Source organism: Riemerella anatipestifer ATCC 11845 = DSM 15868, assembly GCF_000252855.1.
Lineage (GTDB): Bacteria > Bacteroidota > Bacteroidia > Flavobacteriales > Weeksellaceae > Riemerella > Riemerella anatipestifera.
Window position 1 is genome coordinate 1,807,243 of sequence record NC_017045.1, and the last position, 22,317, is coordinate 1,829,559.

General features: G+C 35.9%; 17 protein-coding genes. All 17 read left to right on the forward strand.

What is annotated here, in order from left to right; translation table 11 throughout:
• The first annotated feature begins 1 nt into the window (after window position 1).
• The 17 genes from RA0C_RS08645 (at window position 2) to gcvH (ending at window position 22,298) form a co-directional block, all read left to right on the forward strand.
• The gene (locus tag RA0C_RS08645; protein WP_004916782.1) at window positions 2-565 is read left to right on the forward strand and encodes a hypothetical protein; all 564 of its coding nucleotides are present in this window, start codon (window positions 2-4) and stop codon (window positions 563-565) included.
• A gap of 67 nt (window positions 566-632) precedes the next feature.
• A complete protein-coding gene (locus tag RA0C_RS08650; RefSeq protein ID WP_004916785.1) occupies window positions 633-1,157 on the forward strand; it encodes a hypothetical protein in 525 nt (174 codons plus the stop codon).
• Window positions 1,158-1,192: 35 nt separating this feature from the next.
• Window positions 1,193-3,409 (forward strand): Ig-like domain-containing protein, encoded by a 2,217-nt coding sequence (locus tag RA0C_RS08655; protein ID WP_041404284.1) that lies wholly within the window; start codon window positions 1,193-1,195, stop codon window positions 3,407-3,409.
• A gap of 58 nt (window positions 3,410-3,467) precedes the next feature.
• Complete coding sequence (locus RA0C_RS08660; protein ID WP_013447125.1) at window positions 3,468-4,034, forward strand: hypothetical protein; 567 nt, start codon at window positions 3,468-3,470, stop codon at window positions 4,032-4,034.
• 369 nt (window positions 4,035-4,403) lie between these two features.
• Window positions 4,404-8,231: a DNA-directed RNA polymerase subunit beta gene (gene rpoB / locus RA0C_RS08665; protein WP_004916794.1), complete on the forward strand. Its 3,828-nt coding sequence runs from the start codon at window positions 4,404-4,406 to the stop codon at window positions 8,229-8,231.
• Between the two features lie 82 nt (window positions 8,232-8,313).
• The gene (gene rpoC, locus RA0C_RS08670) at window positions 8,314-12,582 is read left to right on the forward strand and encodes a DNA-directed RNA polymerase subunit beta' (RefSeq protein WP_013447126.1); all 4,269 of its coding nucleotides are present in this window, start codon (window positions 8,314-8,316) and stop codon (window positions 12,580-12,582) included.
• 82 nt (window positions 12,583-12,664) lie between these two features.
• Window positions 12,665-12,973: a DUF3467 domain-containing protein gene (locus RA0C_RS08675; protein WP_004916801.1), complete on the forward strand. Its 309-nt coding sequence runs from the start codon at window positions 12,665-12,667 to the stop codon at window positions 12,971-12,973.
• A 77-nt stretch (window positions 12,974-13,050) separates the two neighbouring features.
• Entirely contained in the window at window positions 13,051-15,207 is a 2,157-nt protein-coding gene (locus RA0C_RS08680; protein WP_004916804.1) for a TonB-dependent receptor, read from the forward strand.
• Window positions 15,208-15,309: 102 nt separating this feature from the next.
• Window positions 15,310-17,187 carry an ABC-F family ATP-binding cassette domain-containing protein gene (locus RA0C_RS08685; protein ID WP_004916807.1) on the forward strand — a complete coding sequence of 626 codons (1,878 nt, stop codon included), beginning with the start codon at window positions 15,310-15,312 and terminating at the stop codon, window positions 17,185-17,187.
• A gap of 57 nt (window positions 17,188-17,244) precedes the next feature.
• Entirely contained in the window at window positions 17,245-17,814 is a 570-nt protein-coding gene (locus RA0C_RS08690) for a porin family protein (RefSeq protein ID WP_004916810.1), read from the forward strand.
• Window positions 17,815-17,959: 145 nt separating this feature from the next.
• Entirely contained in the window at window positions 17,960-18,610 is a 651-nt protein-coding gene (gene upp / locus RA0C_RS08695) for a uracil phosphoribosyltransferase (protein WP_013447127.1), read from the forward strand.
• Between the two features lie 104 nt (window positions 18,611-18,714).
• Complete coding sequence (locus RA0C_RS08700) at window positions 18,715-19,515, forward strand: enoyl-CoA hydratase/isomerase family protein (protein ID WP_004916814.1); 801 nt, start codon at window positions 18,715-18,717, stop codon at window positions 19,513-19,515.
• Window positions 19,516-19,562: 47 nt separating this feature from the next.
• Window positions 19,563-20,411: a YicC/YloC family endoribonuclease gene (locus RA0C_RS08705; RefSeq protein ID WP_004916819.1), complete on the forward strand. Its 849-nt coding sequence runs from the start codon at window positions 19,563-19,565 to the stop codon at window positions 20,409-20,411.
• A gap of 22 nt (window positions 20,412-20,433) precedes the next feature.
• Window positions 20,434-20,994, forward strand: coding sequence for a guanylate kinase (gene gmk, locus RA0C_RS08710; protein ID WP_004916821.1), 561 nt, complete (start codon window positions 20,434-20,436; stop codon window positions 20,992-20,994).
• A complete protein-coding gene (locus tag RA0C_RS08715) occupies window positions 20,994-21,443 on the forward strand; it encodes a quinolinate synthase NadA (RefSeq protein ID WP_004916827.1) in 450 nt (149 codons plus the stop codon). Before gmk ends, RA0C_RS08715 begins: the two co-directional genes overlap by 1 nt.
• Before the next feature lie 6 nt (window positions 21,444-21,449).
• Entirely contained in the window at window positions 21,450-21,812 is a 363-nt protein-coding gene (folB, locus tag RA0C_RS08720) for a dihydroneopterin aldolase (RefSeq protein WP_004916829.1), read from the forward strand.
• Window positions 21,813-21,920: 108 nt separating this feature from the next.
• Window positions 21,921-22,298 carry a glycine cleavage system protein GcvH gene (gene gcvH / locus RA0C_RS08725; RefSeq protein WP_004916832.1) on the forward strand — a complete coding sequence of 126 codons (378 nt, stop codon included), beginning with the start codon at window positions 21,921-21,923 and terminating at the stop codon, window positions 22,296-22,298.
• Window positions 22,299-22,317 lie beyond the last annotated feature (19 nt).

Genomic DNA, 22,317 nt, shown 5'->3' on the forward strand with positions numbered 1-22,317 from the left:
TATGAAAAAAATAATATACATAGCCACAGTTATTGTCTCAAGCTTAAGTTTAAAAGCACAAGTTAATATAGGCGCAGGTAACTTAAATGGAGGTTCTACAGAATCATCAGTATTATTAGAGTTTAATAATTTAGAAAAAAAGGGGGTTATATTGCCTTGGGTAAAATCTGTATCAGAAGCTAATTTGCTGGATAATACAGCATCTCCAAATGGAACTTTTGTGCTGGATAGAAGTGATAAATATGTAAAAGCGAAGATTAATAATACTTGGCAGAATCTAAACTATTTAGCAAATAATACCAATATTATACCTGTAAATACAATTGACGCCAATAAAACAGAAAGAGTAGAAGCTCAAGTAATTATAGGTTCTCCTAATAGTAGTGCTAAGGGAATACTAGTGTTAGAAAGTATTGCTAAGGCAATGGTGTTACCTAAATTCAGAAATGTACATAAAAGTATAGTGAATCCAGCTCCAGGGATGGTGGTTTTTGATGATACCCCAGGTAAAGAGCAAATATGTGTTTACAATGGTACAGAATGGAGTTTTTGGACTTGGAAATAAAATATTAGTTTTAAAATTAAAAGATTATATCTACAGGGGTTTATAGAATACATTCTAATAGAAAATATTGAATAAGAATAGAATCATAGAAGTAAAATATTTTAGACCACCATTTTTAATATGGTGGTTGTTTTTATCTGTACAGATGTTTTCTCAAATACATGTACAAGGAGGAGCTACAGTAATAGACTATACAAATAAGAAAAATAATGATACAGAAGTAAAGATTATTGAGAATACATCTCAGAAAAGTATAAAACAAAAGTTCTCAAAAAAAACACTAAACAATAGGGAGGATAAGACGGTTTCAAAGAGAAACGCAAAGGGAAACAACATAAGAAGTAATATTGTAAAGAATTATTTTGAATCTAAGGAAACTACCAATAATTACTATTTTAGTACGAATAGTGTGAATAGTAAAAAGGGGATTTTTTCTGGAAGTTCTAGTTTTTTCGCAGATTTACAGAGTATCATTACCTTTAATAGAGTTGATATCTATGCAATTATATTTTTTGTTTTACTTTTTGTTTTTATTAAAAATAAATTCAATTTTTATATATGGAGTCGTCCTCCTCCAATAGTTTTTTGTTAGTATGAATAGTTAACTATTAATTTAAATGATAAAAAATGATAAAAAAAATACAATTAAAATTATATATATTCCTTACTATGTTAGGGATTTTTACATCTTATAATGCTCAAAGTTGGGTTATATGGGATAATTTAGGAGATGGCACAACTGCTGGGGCTTCTACTATTGGAGTAGGGAGTGCTACCAGTAACCCTATAACAGGTAAGGTTACAGTGGTGCCATCTTTTGGTGCAGCCGCGGGTAAACTTAATATCTTTTCTGCAGGTTCTGGGTTAATTCAGCCCCCATCAGGACTGTACAACAATTTTGCAGGAGCTTCTATTTCAAACAATGTTTTAAAATTAGAGAGTTCACAATATGCTAATGAACTTGTTTCAATTACATTTAATTTTGAAAAAGAGGTTATTATAGAGGATTTAGTTGTAACAGATTTAGATAAAAATATTAAAACATCTATTTTTGATAATTCTCAGGAGTGGGATGATTCTTTTGATATAACATTAGATAATGGTGCTACTTTCACTTCTGTGTCTTATGGAGTTTCTAATGGAGGGAATATTGCACAGGGATATGCAGGTGCTACTATCACAACTTCTAGTTTTGATGCAGGAACCTATAGAAGTAGTGATTCTAGAGGTTCAGAATGGATAAGATGGGTAAAATCTAGCGCTCCTACAAAAACAATAAAAATAACTTTTAAGTTACCAAATGATTTACCTAGAACAAGAGCTGCAATGTCTTATTATGCTATAAAGGTATCCTCGGCAAATCTTATTGATGCAGTAGATGATAATTTTGGAGTAGTCAGTTCAGGAGGTAAGACAGGAAGCGTTTTCGCTAATGACAAATCATCAGATGGTAGTGTTCCGACTTCGTTGAATACGGATGTTAGTTTAGTTAATTTAGGAGGTTTGACGGGCGCCACGATAAACCCAGATGGAACGATAAACATACCAGCAAATGCAGCAGCAGGGAATTATGTATTAACTTATAGGATTTGTTCTCCGAAGGGTCAGACTACAAATTGTGATACAGCAACGGTTACATTAGTAGTTCCTAATCAGACGGATGCAGTAGATGATAATTTTGGAGTAGTCAGTTCAGGAGGTAAGACAGGAAGTGTTTTCGCTAATGACAAATCATCAGATGGTAGTGTTCCGACTTCGTTGAATACGGATGTTAGTTTAGTTAATTTAGGAGGTTTAACGGGCGCGACGATAAACCCAGATGGAACGATAAACATACCAGCAAACGCAGCAGCAGGGAATTATGTATTAACTTATAGGATTTGTTCTCCGAAGGGTCAGACTACCAATTGTGATACAGCCACGGTTACATTAGTAGTTCCTAATCAGACGGATGCAGTAGATGATAATTTTGGAGTAGTCAGTTCAGGAGGTAAGACAGGAAGCGTTTTCGCTAATGACAAATCATCAGATGGTAGTGTTCCGACTTCGTTGAATACGGATGTTAGTTTAGTTAATTTGGGCGGCTTAACAGGCGCAACGATAAACCCAGACGGAACGATAAACATACCAGCAAACGCAGCAGCGGGGAATTATGTATTAACTTATAGGATTTGCTCTCCGAAGGGTCAGACTACAAATTGTGATACAGCAACGGTTACATTAGTAGTTCCTAATCAGACGGATGCAGTAGATGATAATTTTGGAGTAGTCAGTTCAGGAGGTAAGACAGGAAGTGTTTTCGCTAATGACAAATCATCAGATGGTAGTGTTCCGACTTCGTTGAATACGGATGTTAGTTTAGTTAATTTAGGAGGTTTAACGGGCGCGACGATAAACCCAGATGGAACGATAAACATACCAGCAAATGCAGCAGCAGGGAATTATGTATTAACTTATAGGATTTGTTCTCCGAAGGGTCAGACTACCAATTGTGATACAGCCACGGTTACATTGTCTATTGCAGCTAGCAAATGTTACAATTCACCAACAGATAATAGTAGTTCTGTGCCAGTAAATCACGGGGTTACTGTTTTAGGAAGAGCAGGTGTTGATAATGGTAACTGGCCGATGATTAGAAATTCTGCATATACTGTATTGGAAGGTAAAACAAAAGGTTTTGTACTTACAAGAAACTCTAATCCAGAGGGAACTATTGTAAACCCTGTAGTGGGGATGATGGTTTTTGATACAGATGAAAATTCTGGGAAGGGCTGTTTAAAAATTTATACAGGCTCAGGAGTAGGAGAGGGTTGGAAATGTTTTAATACTCAAACTTGTCCATAGTATAAATCGTAAATTTGATTTAGGACAATTTTTGTCCGAATGATAAAAAAAGGAAATAATGAAAAAAATATTATCAATATCAGCAATGTGTTTATCCACTTTTGTTTTTTCACAAGTTAGGATAGGTTCGGCATCTTCAAATGTTTTAAGTAGTTCTTCGGTATTGCTTGAATTTGGAGATACTAAAGATAAAGGTTTGGTGCTACCTTATGTAGAGGTTTTGCCAACAGAGGGGAGTCAACAAGCAAAAGGAGGAACATTAGTTTTTGATATAACTTCTACGGGAGAATATAGAGTTAAAGTTAAGAATGAAAACAGTGGGTGGAGTGATTTGAGCGGTCAGTCAGGGTATAGTTCTTTAGTGGAATCTAGAGTTAAAACTCCTCAGAGAGGTTTCTCTGATATAACGGGAGCAAAGACTATAATAGGAACTTCGGAAACGACAACAGATGGAGTTTTAGTTTTAGAATCTGCTGATAAGGCTATGGTTTTACCAATCGTAGATGATTACAAAAATATAAAAAATCCATCAGCGGGAATGATAGCTTTTTTAAAGGGAGCTACTGCGTCGGGACATCGTTTGCTAGTTTTCAATGGTCAAACTTGGAGTTTTTGGAAACCTTAAGATTTAACATATAAATCTTTGTTATAAGAGCGATTTCATGAAAATGAAGTCGCTTTTTTGTAAGATGGAGTTTTGGTTGTTTCTTTTAAATTATATATCTTTGCAGTTCATTTTGAGTGATATACACTTCTGAAATATAAAATAAAAATACAAAACTCTTAATCCTTAGGGATTTAGGGTTTTGTTCTGTTGTGTTTCAAGGTGTTATCCTCCTAATGAGAAAATTGAAAATATTTTGCACTACGCCGTGAAAAGATATACCGGAGTTGCAGTTAGAAAGTTTTTTAGGAAATGATGTCTAAATAGCTTTCTGATATTTTTAAAAAGAGTAACAAAATATTTTTAAACCAACAATCTTCTAAAAGTTTTATGAGTAAATCAAAGACGACACAAAAAGCTCAGGGAAATCAAAGAATTAATTTCTCGTCTGCTAAAGGAAGAGTGGAGACGCCAGACTTTTTGGATATCCAAATTCAATCCTTTAAGGAGTTCTTTCAGCTAGACACACTTCCGGAGCAGAGAGTGAACGAAGGACTTTACAAAACCTTCCAAGAAAATTTCCCAATTACAGATTCTAGAAACCAGTTTGTACTAGAATTTTTAGATTACTTAGTAGATTCTCCTCGCTACTCTATAGATGAGTGTGTAGAGAGAGGGCTTACTTATTCTGTGCCATTAAAGGCAAGATTAAAACTATATTGTACAGACCCAGAGTACGATGATTTCCAAACGGTAATCCAAGATGTATATCTAGGTACGGTACCTTATATGACGCCTAGTGGTTCATTTATCATCAATGGTGCAGAGCGTGTGGTAGTAACACAGTTGCATAGATCTCCAGGGGTGTTCTTCGGGCAGACTTACCACGCTAATGGTACTAAATTATACTATTCTAGAATTATCCCATTTAAAGGGTCTTGGATGGAATTTACTACGGATATTAACAGCGTAATGTACGCTTATATAGACCGTAAGAAAAAATTACCATTAACCACTTTACTTAGAGCTATCGGTTACGAATCTGATAAAGAAATTCTTCAGATATTTGACTTGGCAGAAGAGGTTAAAGTGTCTAAAGCGGCTCTTAAAAAAGTAGAAGGTAGAACTTTAGCAGCTAGAGTTCTTAATACTTGGTTTGAAGATTTCGTAGATGAAGATACAGGTGAGGTAGTTTCTGTAGAAAGAAACGAAATTATCTTAGATAGAGAAACCGTTCTTGAAAAAGAACATTTAGATTTGATTTTGGAGGCTGGTGTTAAAACCATTTTAATCCATAATGAAAACACTAAGGAGTTCTCTATCATTCAAAATACATTACAAAAAGACCCTACCAACTCAGAGAAAGAAGCGGTAGAGTATATCTATCGTCAGTTGAGAAATGCAGATCCACCTGATGAAGAAACTGCAAGAGGAATTATAGAAAAGCTATTCTTCTCAGAGCAGAGATATTCTTTAGGAGAGGTAGGTCGTTACAGATTGAACAAAAAGCTAGGTCTTAGCGTAGACGAAAGTGTAGAGGTGCTTACTAAAGAGGACATCATTAGTATTGTAAAACACTTAATAGAGTTAGCTAACTCTAAAGCAGAGGTAGATGATATAGACCACCTTTCTAATAGAAGAATTAGAACGGTAGGAGAGCAGTTGGCAGGTCAGTTTGGAGTAGGTCTTTCTAGAATTGCAAGAACAATCCGTGAGAGAATGAATGTTCGTGATAACGAATTGTTTAGCCCAACAGATTTAGTTAACGCTAAAACATTAACATCGGTAATTAACTCGTTCTTTGGAACTAACCAGCTTTCTCAGTTCATGGATCAAACCAATCCACTTTCTGAGATTACACATAAGAGAAGATTATCAGCTTTAGGACCTGGTGGTCTTTCTAGAGAAAGAGCAGGTTTTGAGGTTCGAGATGTTCACCATACACACTACGGAAGAATTTGTCCAATTGAGACGCCGGAAGGACCGAACATTGGTTTGATTTCTTCTTTAGGTATTTATGCTAAAATCAATAATCTAGGTTTCATAGAAACGCCTTATCGTAAGGTAGAAAATGGTAAAGTAGATTTAGATGCGGCACCTATATACCTTAACGCAGAAGATGAGGAAGCTAAAATTATTGCTCAAGCGAACGTGGAGCTTGCTGATGATGGTAAGTTTGAAACAGAGAGAATTATTGCTCGTTTAGATGGAGATTACCCAGTGGTAGAACCAGAGCAAGTAGATTTAATAGATGTAGCTCCTAACCAGATTTCTGGTATTTCGGCATCACTTATTCCTTTCCTAGAGCACGATGATGCTAACCGTGCCTTGATGGGATCTAACATGATGCGTCAGGCAGTACCATTATTAAAACCTCAAGCACCTATCGTAGGTACAGGTCTAGAGAAGCAAGTGGCTAGAGACTCTAGAATTTTAATCAATGCTGAAGGAACTGGTGTTGTAGAGTATGTAGATGCGGAGAGAATCGTTATAAAATACGATAGAACTGAAGATGAAGATATTGTAAGCTTCGAATCAGCTACTAAAACTTATCATTTAACTAAGTTCAGAAAAACCAACCAATCTACTACCATTACTCTTAAACCTATTGTAAGGGTAGGAGATACAGTAGAAAAAGGACAAGTGCTTTGTGATGGTTACGCTACAGAAAACGGAGAGTTAGCATTAGGTAGAAACTTAGTGGTAGCGTTTATGCCTTGGAAAGGGTATAACTTCGAGGATGCAATTGTAATCAACGAAAAAGTAGTTCGTGAGGACTGGTTTACCTCTATCCACGTAGATGAATATTCATTAGAGGTAAGAGATACCAAACTAGGTATGGAGGAGCTTACAGCAGATATTCCTAATATATCTGAAGATGCTACAAAAGACCTAGATGAAAACGGTATGATAAGAATCGGAGCAGAGGTAAAACCTGGTGATATTCTTATTGGTAAAATCACGCCTAAAGGAGAGTCTGATCCTACTCCAGAAGAGAAGTTATTAAGAGCTATCTTCGGAGATAAAGCAGGAGATGTAAAAGACGCTTCTTTAAAGGCAGATTCTTCATTAAGAGGGGTAGTGATAGACAAAAAGCTATTCTCTAGAAACATTAAGGATAAGAAGAAGAGAACAGAAGAGAAAATCAAACTAGAAGAAATAGAAAACCAATATAAAGCCAAGTTCAACGAGCTTAGAACGGTTCTTTTAGATAAATTAAACACTATTGTTAATGGTAAAACATCTCAAGGAGTTAAAAACGACTTAGGAGAAGAAATCATTGGTAAAGGTGCTAAGTTCTCTATGAAATTACTTCAGTCAGTAGAAGATTATGTAAATGTAAGCGGTTCTGACTGGACAGTAGATGCGGATAAAAACGAGTTAATTAAGCAATTAATTCACAACTATAAGATTAAGTACAACGATTTACAAGGAGTTAAAAACCGTGAGAAGTACGCTATTTCAATCGGAGACGAGCTTCCTTCAGGAATCATTAAGTTGGCCAAAGTTTACATCGCTAAGAAGAGAAAGTTAAATGTAGGAGATAAGATGGCAGGGCGTCACGGTAACAAAGGTATCGTATCTAGAATCGTTCGTGAGGAAGATATGCCTTTCTTAGAAGACGGTACGCCAGTTGACATCGTACTTAACCCGCTAGGGGTACCTTCTCGTATGAACATCGGTCAGATTTACGAAACGGTACTTGGTTGGGCAGGTAAGCAATTAGGCTTGAAGTTCGCAACGCCTATCTTTGATGGTGCTAAACTAGACCAAATTACAGAGTACACCGAAAAAGCAGGGCTACCTATCTACGGAAACACTTATCTGTATGACGGCGGTACAGGGGAGAGATTTACTCAACCAGCTACTGTAGGTGTGATTTATATGTTGAAACTTGGTCACATGGTAGATGATAAGATGCATGCTCGTTCTATTGGTCCTTACTCTCTCATCACGCAGCAGCCATTAGGAGGTAAAGCCCAATTTGGTGGTCAGCGTTTCGGAGAGATGGAGGTTTGGGCACTAGAAGCATTCGGTGCGTCTAACATCTTGAGAGAAATCCTAACAGTGAAGTCAGATGATGTGATTGGTAGAGCTAAAACTTACGAAGCTATTGCGAAAGGAGAGGCAATGCCAGAACCTGGTATTCCAGAATCTTTCAATGTATTGCTTCACGAGTTACAAGGTTTAGGATTAGATGTAAGGTTAGAGGAATAATAGACACGAGATATGAGATACAAGATAAAAGAATACCATCTTCTCTTGGTTCTCGGTTCTCTTAATCTTTAAAAGAAACAAAATGTCAAATAAAAATAAAACAAGTAGATTTAATAAAATCTCGATAGGTTTAGCTTCACCAGAGTCTATTTTACAAGATTCAAGAGGGGAAGTATTAAAACCAGAAACCATTAACTATAGAACGCACAAACCTGAAAGAGACGGGCTTTTCTGTGAGAAAATATTCGGTCCTGTAAAGGATTACGAGTGTGCTTGTGGAAAATATAAGCGTATCCGTTATAAAGGCATTGTCTGCGACCGATGCGGTGTAGAAGTAACGGAGAAAAAAGTGCGTAGAGAGCGTATAGGACACATCAATTTGGTAGTTCCTGTAGCTCATATTTGGTACTTCCGTTCGTTACCAAACAAGATAGGTTATCTTTTAGGATTACCATCTAAGAAGTTAGATATGATTATCTACTACGAAAGATATGTGGTAATTCAGCAAGGTATCGCTAAAAAATTAGATGGTTCTGATTTCGAGGAAATGGAATTCTTAACCGAGGAAGAATATCTAGATATTTTAGATACACTTCCTGCGGAAAATCAATACTTAGATGACTCTGACCCTAATAAGTTTATCGCTAAAATGGGAGCAGAGGCTGTGGAAGAATTATTAAAGAGAATAGATTTAGATGCTCTTTCTTATGATTTAAGACACAAAGCTCACAACGAAACATCTAAGCAAAGAAGAACAGAAGCACTTAAAAGGTTATCAGTAGTAGAAGCACTTAGAGATGCTAACACGAGAATGATTAATCGTCCAGAGTGGATGGTGATGCGTGTGCTTCCTGTAATACCACCAGAGTTAAGACCATTAGTGCCACTAGATGGTGGACGTTTTGCGACATCAGACCTTAACGACCTTTACAGAAGAGTAATTATCAGAAACAACCGTCTTAAGAGACTTCTAGAAATTAAAGCTCCTGAGGTTATCTTAAGAAACGAGAAGCGTATGCTTCAAGAAGCGGTAGATTCTTTATTTGATAATACAAGAAAATCTTCTGCGGTTAAATCTGAGTCTAACAGACCATTAAAATCTCTTTCTGATTCATTAAAAGGTAAGCAAGGGCGTTTCCGTCAAAACTTACTTGGTAAAAGGGTTGACTACTCTGCTCGTTCGGTAATTGTGGTAGGTCCTACCTTACAACTACACGAGTGTGGTATCCCTAAAGATATGGCGGCAGAGCTTTATAAGCCGTTCATCATCAGAAAACTAATCGAGAGAGGTATCGTAAAAACGGTAAAATCTGCGAAGAGAATTATAGATAGAAAAGAACCTGTGGTGTATGACATTCTAGAAAATGTAATGAAAGGTCACCCAGTACTTCTTAACCGTGCACCTACGCTTCACCGTTTAGGTATTCAGGCATTCCAACCTAAAATGATTGAAGGTAAAGCGATACAACTACATCCATTGGTAACTACGGCATTCAACGCCGACTTTGATGGTGACCAGATGGCGGTGCACTTACCTTTAGGTCCAGAAGCTATTTTAGAGGCTCAACTTTTAATGTTAGGTTCTCAGAATATCTTGAACCCTGCTAACGGTTCTCCAATTACGGTACCATCACAGGACATGGTACTTGGGCTTTACTTTATGACTAAAGAAGCTCACTCTACGGAGGATTATAAAGTGAAGGGAGAAGGTTTAACTTTCTATTCTCCAGAGGAAGCAGAAATTGCCTATAATGAAGGACAAGTAACGCTTAATGCTAAAGTTAAGTGTAAACTTCCTGTAAAAAATGAAAACGGAGAATTAGTAACTAAACTGATTGAAACTACTGTTGGTAGAATTTTATTCAATCAGATAGTACCTGAACAAATAGGATTCATCAATGAACTTTTAACGAAGAAATCATTAAGAAATGTAATTGGTAGAATCTTAGCAGAAACTGATTTCCCAACTACAGTTCAGTTCTTGGATAGAATGAAAGATTTAGGATACTCTAACGCATTCAAAGGAGGTCTATCGTTCAGCTTAGCTGATATTGTGGTGCCAGAAGAGAAGAAACAAATGATAGCTTCGGCGGTAGAAAGTGTAGATGATATTAAGGCTAACTATAACATGGGTCTTATCACTGATACTGAGCGTTATAACCAAGTGATTGATGTTTGGACAAATACTAACGCTAACCTTACCGAAATGATTATGCAGAGAATGAAGACCGACCAAGGTGGTTTTAACTCTGTATATATGATGCTAGATTCTGGTGCGAGGGGTTCTAAAGAGCAGATTCGTCAGTTATCAGGTATGCGTGGTCTAATGGCAAAACCTCAAAAAGCAGGTTCGGTAGGTGCAGAGATTATCGAAAACCCTATTGTGGCTAACTTTAAAGAGGGTCTTTCTATCCTTGAATACTTTATCTCTACTCACGGTGCTCGTAAAGGTCTTGCGGATACGGCTCTTAAAACGGCGGATGCTGGTTACTTAACGAGAAGATTGGTAGATGTAGCTCAAGACGTTATCATTACTGAAGACGATTGTGGTACACTAAGAGGTGTGGAAGTAACACCACTTAAAAAGAATGACGAAATAGTAGAGAAATTATCTGAAAGAATTTTAGGTAGAATTTCTTTACATGATATATATGACCCAGAAACAGACGAGTTAATCGTAGAAGCTGATGTTCTTATAGATGAAGAATTAGCTAAGAAGATAGAAGAGGCTGGTATAGAGTCTGTGGAGGTTCGTTCACCTTTAACTTGTGAATCTAAGAGAGGTATCTGTGCTAAATGTTACGGTAGAAACTTAGCAACAGGTAAGATGATTCATATGGGAGAAGCTGTGGGTGTTATTGCAGCACAGTCTATCGGGGAGCCAGGTACACAGCTTACCTTGAGAACCTTCCACCAAGGGGGAACAGCGGGTAACGTTTCCGAAAATCCGTCTATCGTAGCTAAGAGAGATGGTATTGTAGAAATGGACGAAATTAGAACGGTAACTTCTGAAGATGAAGAAGGTAACCAAGCTGAAATCGTGGTGTCTCGTTCTACCGAATTCCGTTTGGTAGCAGATAATGCTAATAGAACGCCTATTATGGTGGCGAACTTACCTTACGGTTCAATACTTTCTGTAAAGCCAGGGGATAAAGTGAAGAAAGGAGACCTTATCGCAAGATGGGATCCGTATAACGCGGTAATCATTGCCGAAACTTCTGGTAAGGTAGAGTATGAAGATATTATCAAAGGAGTGTCTTTCCAATTAGAAATTGACGAACAGACAGGCTTTGAAGAAAAGGTAATCTCTGAATCTAGAAATAAAAAAGCGGTACCTACTCTTAGAGTGGTAGATTCTAAAGGAGTAGAGCAAAAATCTTACAACTTACCTGTGGGAGCACACTTAATGGTAAACGATGGAGAGAAGATTAAAGCTGGTAAGATTTTAATTAAAATCCCAAGAAAATCTGCAAAAGCAGGGGATATCACGGGAGGTCTTCCTAGAGTAACGGAACTTTTCGAAGCTAGAAATCCTTCTAATCCTGCGGTAGTAACCGAAATTGACGGGGTAGTATCTTACGGAAAAATCAAGAGAGGTAACCGTGAGCTTATCGTAGAGTCTAAATCTGGAGAAATTAAGAAATACTTGGTGAAGTTATCTAACCAAATCTTAGTTCAAGAAAATGACTTCGTAAGAGCAGGGTCTCCATTGTCAGATGGTTCTGTAACGCCTAATGATATTTTAGCAATTAAAGGTCCTACAGCGGTACAAGAATATCTGGTAAACGAAATCCAAGAGGTATACCGTTTACAAGGGGTGAAGATTGATGACAAGCACTTTGAAATCATCGTTCGCCAAATGATGACGAAAGTAGAAATTGTAGATGGTGGAGATACTCAGTTCTTAGAAGGTAGTCTAGAACATAAGCAAGACTTTATCGAAGAGAACGAAAGGGTGTTTGGCATGAAGGTGGTTACCGACCCAGGAGACTCTCAAGTGCTTAAAGCAGGTCAGATGATAACAGCGAGAGAGCTAAGAGATGAAAACTCTAAGCTTAAGAGAGAAGACTTAAAGCTGGTAGAAGTTCGTGAAGCACTTACAGCTACAGCGCACCCAGTTTTACAAGGTATCACAAGAGCGGCTCTACAAACTAAGTCATTTATGTCTGCGGCATCTTTCCAAGAAACTACTAAGGTACTTAACGAAGCAGCGGTATCAGGTAAAGTAGATGAGCTGAATGGTCTTAAAGAAAATGTAATTGTAGGGCACAGAATTCCTGCAGGAACAGGTCTTAAAGATTATCAGAACTTTATCGTAGGTTCTAACAAAGAATTTGAAGACTTAAACTAATTTAAAAAAAATAGTTTGAAAGGTAGAAGATATTTATTATCTTTGTACCTTTCAAACTAAATAATAACTAAATAATAATTTTATGGACAACAATCAAAACCAAGATCCAAACAACATCAACATTGAACTTAACGAAATGGTAGCAGCTGGTGTATATGCTAACTTAGCTTTGGTAAACCACTCTCCATCTGAGTTTGTTTTAGATTTCATTCAGTTAATGCCAGGTGTTCAACAAGCTAAAGTAAGATCTAGGGTAATTTTAGCACCATTACATGCTAAAAGAGTTCTAAATGCTTTACAGCAAAATATTGCTAACTATGAGCAACAGTTTGGAGAAATTAAAGAGGTTGAACCTTTTGTATTAGGTGGGAATAATACGCCTCAAGCGTAATAAGTATTTACCTTTAAAATAATTAGAGTCTTATCTCAAATAAAAAGGTAAGACTTTTTTGATTGAAAAATAGAGATATGAATAAATTAACCGTTTTTATCACTTTTTTATTAGTAACAAAAGCTATTGCACAGAATGTAGAAAAAGAAAAGGTTGTAGACAGTGTTGTCATAAGTGCAAGGCAAAAAGTAAAACAAGAAAGAAAGGAATTCTTTAAACAAGCTCAATCTACGGAGATTATATCCGCTTATGAGGTGGAAAGGAATAATCCTCATTTTATAGAGCAATCACTAGGAACAATGGCTGGTGTTCAGGTAGAAAAAAGAACTCAGTTTGGAGGACAAAGAATTGTTCTGAGAGGTTATGGTAACGATCAGAAATTCAATAACTGGGGTGTGAAGTTCTACCTCAATTCGGCTCCAATTACCAATGCTGACGGCGTTACTATTTTAGAAGATATAGATTTTTCTCTTATCAATAATATTGAGGTCGTTAAAGGTCCTGCCTCTACACTTTATGGTGGAGGTACAGGTGGAGCCGTGAGGTTCTATATGCGTCCAGAAACTAAAAAAGGGACTCATTTATCAGAGTCTTTGGCTTTTGGTTCGTTTGGTTTGTTTCAGTCTAATACCAAGGTAGAAACTATAACGGATAACGCAAATATTATGTTTAACTATGGGCATATAGGGAGTGATGGCTACCGTCCTAGAGGCAATACTAGGAAAAATAACTATGCTTTTATGGGAAACTTTAAGTTGGCTCAAGCCCATAGTTTAATGGTGTATGCGAGTCATAATAATTCCTATGAAGGCGTTACAGGACAAATTTCTCTTCAAGATTATTATGATGGTAAAGACCCTGGCAATGCAGCCTATGCAAGAAAAAATGCAGCAAACCATTTCATAGCCACTAGAACTATTATAGGACATCAATGGAAAATCAATCCTAATGTTACCTATAATACCTCATTATTTTATCATCATTTAGATACTAAGCGAACGGCTGCAGGAGCGGCAGAAAACTCTCAACAACCAAGCTATGGTGTGAGGTCTGAGCTAAAATGGAATTATCCTATTTCTGAAGATTTTAAAAATGAAATGGAAGCAGGTGGAGAATATCTTATTTCTAGAGCTTTAATCTCTAATTATCGTTTTGATGGCAGTTTGGATAAACCAGATTTACAGACTCGACCATTATCTAAAAGAGGTACTTATTTTAAGTATGATAATTATAATTTTTCGGTATTTCTTACCAATAGATTAACCTATCAACCTTTAGACTTATCTCTTCTTTTGGGTGTGAGTGGTAATAAGCAAGGTTATGATAGAACAGATTTGTTGGCTTATCCAGGTTTATTAGATGGTTACAAACAAGATACCTCTTTCAAAAAAGATTTTTCTATGGTTTTAACGCCTCATATAGCGTTACAAAAAAAATGGAAAAATCAATTATTTAATTTAAGCTATAGTGAGGGTTATAACGCACCTACAGCTTCCACAGCATTTGTTTCTGCTACAGGAAAAACTAATGATTTACTCAAAGCAGAGCGTGCTAAAATGTGGGATTTTTCAGTACACGGATTGTTAGGAAAAACGAAATTTGATTATCAAATATCCTTGTTTGATATCAGAGTTCAAGATAAGCTAACACAGCTTTGGGCTAGCGATGGTGCTGGAGATATGTACTCTTACTGGGGGAATACAGGGAATCAGTTCAATAGAGGACTAGAGTTGAGTCTAGGCTACTCTTATACATCTAATAATTTTATAAATAAAGTGTTACCGTATTTTAATCTTTCTAAATATGATTTTAAATATCAGTCTTTTAGTATGTTAGGAGAAGATTATTCAGGTAAAAAGGTGGTAGGCATACCTTCGGTAAAATATTCTTTAGGGTTGGATTTTGATACGCGTTTTGGACTTTATGTTAGAAATACATTTAATTATTTAAGCGATGTTTATACTGATTTTGCCAACGAAATCAATGTAAAAGGTTTTCATCAGTACAATGCCAAGATAGGTTATAAAAAGGAGTTTGGGAAATGGAGTTTAGACGCTTATGTAGCAGGGAATAATTTAACGAATAGAGTCAACTATGCCTTTCTATTTGTAGGGAATGCGATAGGCGACACTGATTTAGGTAATGGCTATCCTGTTGGGGTAACTACAGATGTTAATCCAGGACCTGCGAGAGCTTATTTCTTCGGAGGGACTACCATTAAGTATAGCTTTTAGTAGAATATTCCATATTATTTTTAGAACCGTTTTAGAAGGGAAATGCCCAACTGAAACGGTTTTTTTATGCTATCTTTGCACTCAATTTCAATTTTCTAGAGAATGAATTACATCACTGCTGAAAATCTTACCAAATCTTACGGAATTAAAACTCTATTTCAAGATATTTCTTTTAACATCAATGAAGGAGATAAAATTGCCATTGTTGCCAAAAATGGAAGTGGGAAATCTACCCTTCTAAAAATTATTTTAGGAAAAGAAATTCCAGATAGCGGTTCGGTATTGGTAAATAAAGATATACAAGTGGTGCTTTTTGACCAAGAAATTACTTTCGATGCGGAGGATACGGTGGAAGAGTTTATGATGAAGCTAGATTCAGATCCTATAAATGCTGTTAGAAATTACCATCTGTCATTACAATCTACAGATACAGCGTTTATTGAGAAGGCTCTCGCAGATATGGAAATTCATAAAGCGTGGGATTTAGAAAATGAAATGAAACAAATCCTCTTTCAACTCAAAATTACAGACCTTAATGCCAAAATGGGAACACTGTCAGGAGGGCAAGTGAAAAGAGTTGCATTAGCGAAATTGCTTACAGAAACTAGAGCTGAGCATAAACATACGCTTTTAATTATGGACGAGCCTACCAACCATTTAGATGTGGATATGGTGGAGTGGCTGGAAAATTACCTTTCCAAAGCGAGGATTACTCTTTTGTTAGTAACGCACGATAGATACTTTTTAGATAGTGTTTGCGATGTGATTTGGGAGATGGAAGATCAGCAACTATACATACATCAAGGGAGTTATGCGACTTATCTAGAAAATAAAATGATTAGGGAAGAAAACCTACAATCTACCATAGATAAAGCCAATAATCTTTACCGCAAAGAATTGGAATGGATGAGAAGGCAGCCCAAAGCACGAACTACAAAATCTAAAAGTAGAATAGAGGCTTTCTACGAAACAGAAAAGGTCGCTAAGACAGATACTAGAAAAGACAGTTTGGAGCTAGACTTTAAAATGGAACGCTTGGGTAAAAAGATTCTTGAGCTTAGAAATATCAACAAAAAGTATGATGATAAAGTGATATTAAAGGATTTTTCTTATCAGTTTCAGCGAGGCGAAAAGGTGGGGATTGTGGGGCAAAATGGAGCGGGTAAATCCACATTACTTAATATTATCCAAGGGTTAGAAAACTATGATAGTGGAGAGATAGAAACAGGAGAAACCATAAAATTTGGTTATTTTTCTCAAAAAGGACTTACCTATAAGGAAGACGAAAGAGTAATTGATTTCATCAAAGAAATATCCGAAAACTTTCCATTAGCTAATGGAAGAACTATTTCTGCATCGCAATTTTTACGATTATTTTTGTTTGATGACCAAGCACAATACTCACCCATTTCTAAACTTTCTGGAGGAGAGAAGAGAAGGCTACATTTGATGTATGTATTGTATCAAAACCCTAACTTTTTAATTTTTGATGAGCCTACCAATGATTTAGATTTGCCTACTTTAAGTGTTTTGGAAAATTTTTTACAAAACTTTCAAGGTACATTAGCCATAGTATCTCACGATAGATATTTTATGGATAGGGTGGTAGACCATGTTTTGGCATTTGAGGGAGATGGTAAAGTAAGAGATTTTACAGGCAACTTTACGGAATATAAAACCGCTAAAGATTTAGAGCTAAAACAAAATAATAAGGAAAAAGAAAAGGTGGAAATTCCTCAGACAGAAAGAAAAGAACCTTTACCTAAGAAAAAACTATCTTTTAAAGAACAGAGAGAACTAGAAGAAATAGAAAAACAGTTACCAAAGCTAGAAGAAGAAAGAGAAGTTATACTCGCAAAGCTCAACGGAGAAACAGATTATGAGAAAGTGGCTAGCCTATCAGAACTGTTAGAAAAAAACGCCAAAGAGTTAGAGAGAATAGAGATGAGGTGGCTAGAATTACAAGAAGTCTTATCATAAGTGTCAGTTTGGTATAATTATTGTTCTTAGCATAATAAATTAATTTAAACTATATTTATGAAAAAATTATTTTTAGGAGCTGTGGTATTTGCAGCAGGGTTGTTTGGTACAGTTAACGCACAGATTCAAGAAGGAAACTGGATGGTAGGTGGTCAGGTAGCTAAGATGAGATTTACCAATGGGGTAAATTTAAATCTGACGCCTCAAGTAGGTTACTTTGTGAAAGACAACTGGGCTGTAGGTGCACAGGTAAATTTAGAAGTAGCTAGTGCTGGAGGAGCTACTGGTACTACCACTAATTGGACATTGGGTGGATTTACAAGATATTACTTCGGAAGTAATGAGGTTGAAAGCTTACTTAAAAATGGTAGATTCTTCGCAGAAGGTACTGTAGGCTTCGGTGGAATCAATAACAGTGCTGGAAGTACAACTAATGGTGTTAACTTAGGTGTAGGAGCTGGTTACTCTTATTTTATTACTAAAAATGTAAGTTTAGATGCTTTATTGAAGTTTGATACCGTAACTGGTGGTGGTAATACAGCAGGTAACGGAAACCTAGGACTTAATGTAGGATTCCAAATTTACTTGCCTACTTCTAAGGTAAAAGCGGCTTTAAAAGATCAATAGTAGAATTCTAAATCTAAAAGATAAAAGCGAGAGGATATTCATTATCTTCTCGCTTTTTATTTATTGAATAAAAAAATAGAGAAACTTACTAGGTCTATTGTTAAAAAATACCGAAATTTGTATCAGAATAAAAGCAAGAAATAAGATGTTTACAGTATTATCAGAAGAGTTTTCATTAGTTACAGAATGGATTAACGATTTAAGAAATGTTTCCGTACAAACGGACAGAATGAAGTTTCGTAGAAATATGGAAAGAATAGGTGAAATAGCCGCTTTTGAAATTAGTAAACATTTGCCTTATAAAGAAGTAGAGATTACCACACCACTAGATAAAATTGCTTCAAGAGAAATAGAAACTCAACCTGTTATTACAACTATTTTGAGAGCGGGCGTACCTTTGTTTCAAGGGGTGTTAAATTATTTTGATAAAGCAGATTGTGGTTTTGTAGCAGCGTATAGAAAGCACGATGCTAATGATTATTTTAGTATAAAACAAGATTATCTTACTTGTCCTAATATTGAGGGGCGACCACTTATTGTGGCAGACCCAATGCTAGCCACAGGAGCTTCGCTAATTGAAGCTATTAAAGATTTACTTACTAATGGGAATCCTTCACAAATTCATATAGTAGCCGCTATAGCGAGCAAAGAAGGAGTGGAAACTCTTCAAAAAGTATATCCAGAAGCCTATATTTGGGTAGGTGCAGTAGATGAAAAACTGACAGACAAAGGCTACATTACTCCAGGGTTAGGAGATGCTGGGGATTTAAGTTACGGAGAAAAATTACAGCGATAGGGTTGATTACAAATTTTTAAAAATCTTAACTGATAAAACTTCTGTGTATGAGCTTTTTTCATATGTAGAAGTTTTTTTATCTTTGGGAATAATAAACTTACTTTATGTACAAATTAATAGATGTAGATAACCATTTTGAAGGAAAGCTTCAAATCGCATATATCAATCAGCCAGAATCGTTTAATAGTCTTAATAAGGTTGTTTTAGAAGAGTTATTGCACTTTATAAAAGCTTGTGACGCAGATTCTAGTGTACGCTGTATTGCAATTAGTGGCAAAGGTAAGGCGTTTTGTTCTGGTCAGAATTTAAAGGAGGCTTTAGATTATAAAGCAGAAGCCAATGAGGAACGCTTTATCCAAAGGATTGTGATAGATTATTATAATCCGTTAGTGAAGGCTATTGTCTATGCTAAAAAACCAGTAATTGCATTGGTTAATGGTCCTGCGGTTGGTGCAGGAGCAATGTTAGCTCTCATCTGTGATTTTGCAGTGGCGTCAGAGTCAGCGTATTTTTCCTTAGCTTTTTCTAATATAGGACTAGTGCCAGATACGGCAGGTACTTACTATTTGCCTAAACTTTTAGGGCGTTCCTTAGCGAGTTATTTGGCATTTACAGGGAAGAAGCTATCTGCTAAAGAGTCTTTAGAAAGAGGTTTGGTGGTAGATGTTTTTTCAGATGCTACTTTTTCGGAACAATCTTTACAAGTCCTAGAACATATTACTCATCAGCCTACTGTGGCATTGGGGCTTACAAAAAAAGCCTTTAATAAATCTTATCAGAATAGTCTATCGGAGCAGTTAGATTTGGAGAGTATTCTCCAGCAAGATGCTGCAGAAACTTGGGATTTTCAAGAGGGGATAGCCGCTTTTTTAGCAAAAAGAAAACCTCAGTATAAAGGTAAGTAAGCATTAAAATTTTTCAATTCATCTTTTATAAGTATATGGTATTATCTATGACAGGCTTTGGGAGAGCCGAAGGTACTTTTGAGAATAAAAAAATAAGTATAGATATTAAATCTGTTAATAGTAAAGGTTTAGACATCAATCTCAGAATGCCCTCAATATATAGGGAAAAAGAATTTCTGATTAAAAAAATAATCTCAGAAATGGTTTTAAGAGGGAAAGTTGACTGTTGTATCAATGTAGAAAATTTGGTTAAAGAGAGCCAATTGGTACTAAATAAAGAGATAATTCAAAACTATATCGCTCAATTTAAAGAGGTGGTTTCAGAGAATACACCAGACTTTGAACTTCTAAAAATGGCGATGAAGTTGCCTGATGCTACGACTTACAATGCGGAGGAAATGTCAGAAGAAGAGTGGAGTTTTATAGAACGATTATTGTTAGAAGCCATCAATAACTTTACAGAGTTTAGAAAAACCGAAGGACTGTCTTTGCAAGAAGAATTACAAAAAAATATTATCAATATAGGTTTGAATTTAGAAAAGGTAACACCGTTTGAGGCAGAACGATTGGTTAATATTAAAGAAAAATATCAGAAAGCGTTTCAAGATTTTGAGAATGTAGATGAAACCAGATTCTACCAAGAGATGGCTTATTATACCGAAAAGTTAGATGTTTCGGAAGAAAAAGTAAGGTTGGCTCAGCATCTTAAATACTACCAAGATACAATGCTTCAAGATGAATTTAATGGTAAAAAATTAGGTTTTATAGCACAAGAAATAGGGCGAGAAATCAATACATTAGGCTCCAAAGCTAACCACGCAGAAATTCAGAAATTGGTAGTATTGATGAAAGACGATTTGGAAAAAATTAAAGAACAAACGCTTAATGTATTGTAAACGATAATAAAAAGGTAAAACATTGGATAAAGTTATTATATTTTCGGCACCATCGGGGAGTGGTAAAACCACATTGGTAAAGTATTGTTTAGAGAAATTTTCCAATTTGGAGTTTTCTATATCTGCCACTACAAGACAGCCGAGAGGTACAGAGCAAGATGGTAAAGATTATCATTTTTTAAGTTTAGAAAGGTTTAAACAACTGATTTCAGAAGAGGCTTTTGTGGAGTACGAAGAAGTCTATACGGATAAATTTTATGGCACATTAAAATCGGAAGTGGAGCGTATTTGGAAGTCAGGCAACACCGTTATTTTTGATGTAGATGTAGTGGGAGGTGTTAATCTTAAAAATATTTTTGGGGAGAAAGCTCTTTCTATATTCATTGCACCGCCAAGTATTAAGGAGCTAAAAAACAGACTTATTTCTAGAGGGACTGATGATGAGGCAACTATTAAAATCAGAGTAGATAAAGCTGCGGAAGAACTTTCTTATCAAGATAAATTTGACAAAATTATCATTAACGATGATTTATCCGTAGCTCAAAAGGAAGTAGAACAAGTGATTCATCAATTTTTAAACTAATGGAAGAAAATAAAAAAAATACCAAGACTAATCTCCCAGTTCCAGATTTTTTGAAATATCAAGAGTTTCAGATGCCGGCAGACGACCGTCTAGAAGAAGAAATATTGAAACTGAAGCGAGAGAAACAAATTCCGATATTAGCTCATAACTTGTATGGGGCGGTATTTTTAAAAAAAGTATCAGACGCTTCGGGCAATCTTTTGGAAATAGCAAAAAAAATAGAAGACGGAAAATGGACAAAAGTTCTATTTTCAGGGACGATGTTCCAAGCAGGGGTTCTTAAAGGTCTATTCCCAAACATTGCTTTTTGGATACCTAAGGAAGTGAGTAAAGGTACTTTGGAAGAAGATTTTTATGATACTTTAAGAGAAGTTTACCTTAGTCTTAAGTATGAATATCCAATCGTGGAATTAGAAGACGATTCTCTTTTGGTAAATTATCAAAAATAAACAGTTATGGTGTCAAAAATCATTTTAGAGGATATTAAAATCTATGCCTACCATGGAGTTTTGCCAGAAGAGAATGTAGTAGGGACTTATTATCTAGTTAATTTAGAGTGTGATGTGGATTTATGGAATGCAGCTCAAACGGATAATTTAGAAGATACCATCAGCTATGCAGAGCTTAATGATATAGTATATCAGGAGATGAGCGTTAGCTCTAAATTGTTAGAGCATGTGGCAGGACGAATTATTAAAACTATTCTGGCTAAATATCCTCAGATTACGCATATTAAGGTTAAAATTACCAAGCAAGCACCACCTATGAGAGGAGAAGTTCAAGGGGCTAGTGTGGTATTAGAGAAAGATAATAAATAATAAAGTTCTTTAAATCATAGGATTAAAATACTTTGTTTGAAAAACTCCATAAAATTTTGAACATATAATATAATTAAGTTATTTTTGAAGAAAAATAAAATATACAAAATGAATACACCAGCAGAACTAAAGTACACTAAAGACCACGAATGGGTAAAAATTGAAGGTAACATAGCTACAGTCGGCATTACAGATTTTGCACAGTCTGAGCTAGGGGATATTGTTTTCGTAGATGTAGATACTGTAGATGAAACTTTGAATTCAGGTGAGGTCTTCGGTAGCGTAGAAGCGGTTAAAACTGTTTCAGACCTTTACTTACCATTAGCAGGAAAAGTAGTGGAGTTCAACGAAGCGTTAGAAGATGAGCCAGAATTGGTAAACACAGACCCTTACGGAAAAGGTTGGATTATAAAACTAGAAATTGCAGAAGGCGTAGACCAATCAGAATTATTATCTTCTGAACAATATCAAGAAGTCATTGGTTAAAAAATATCACCGTATTATA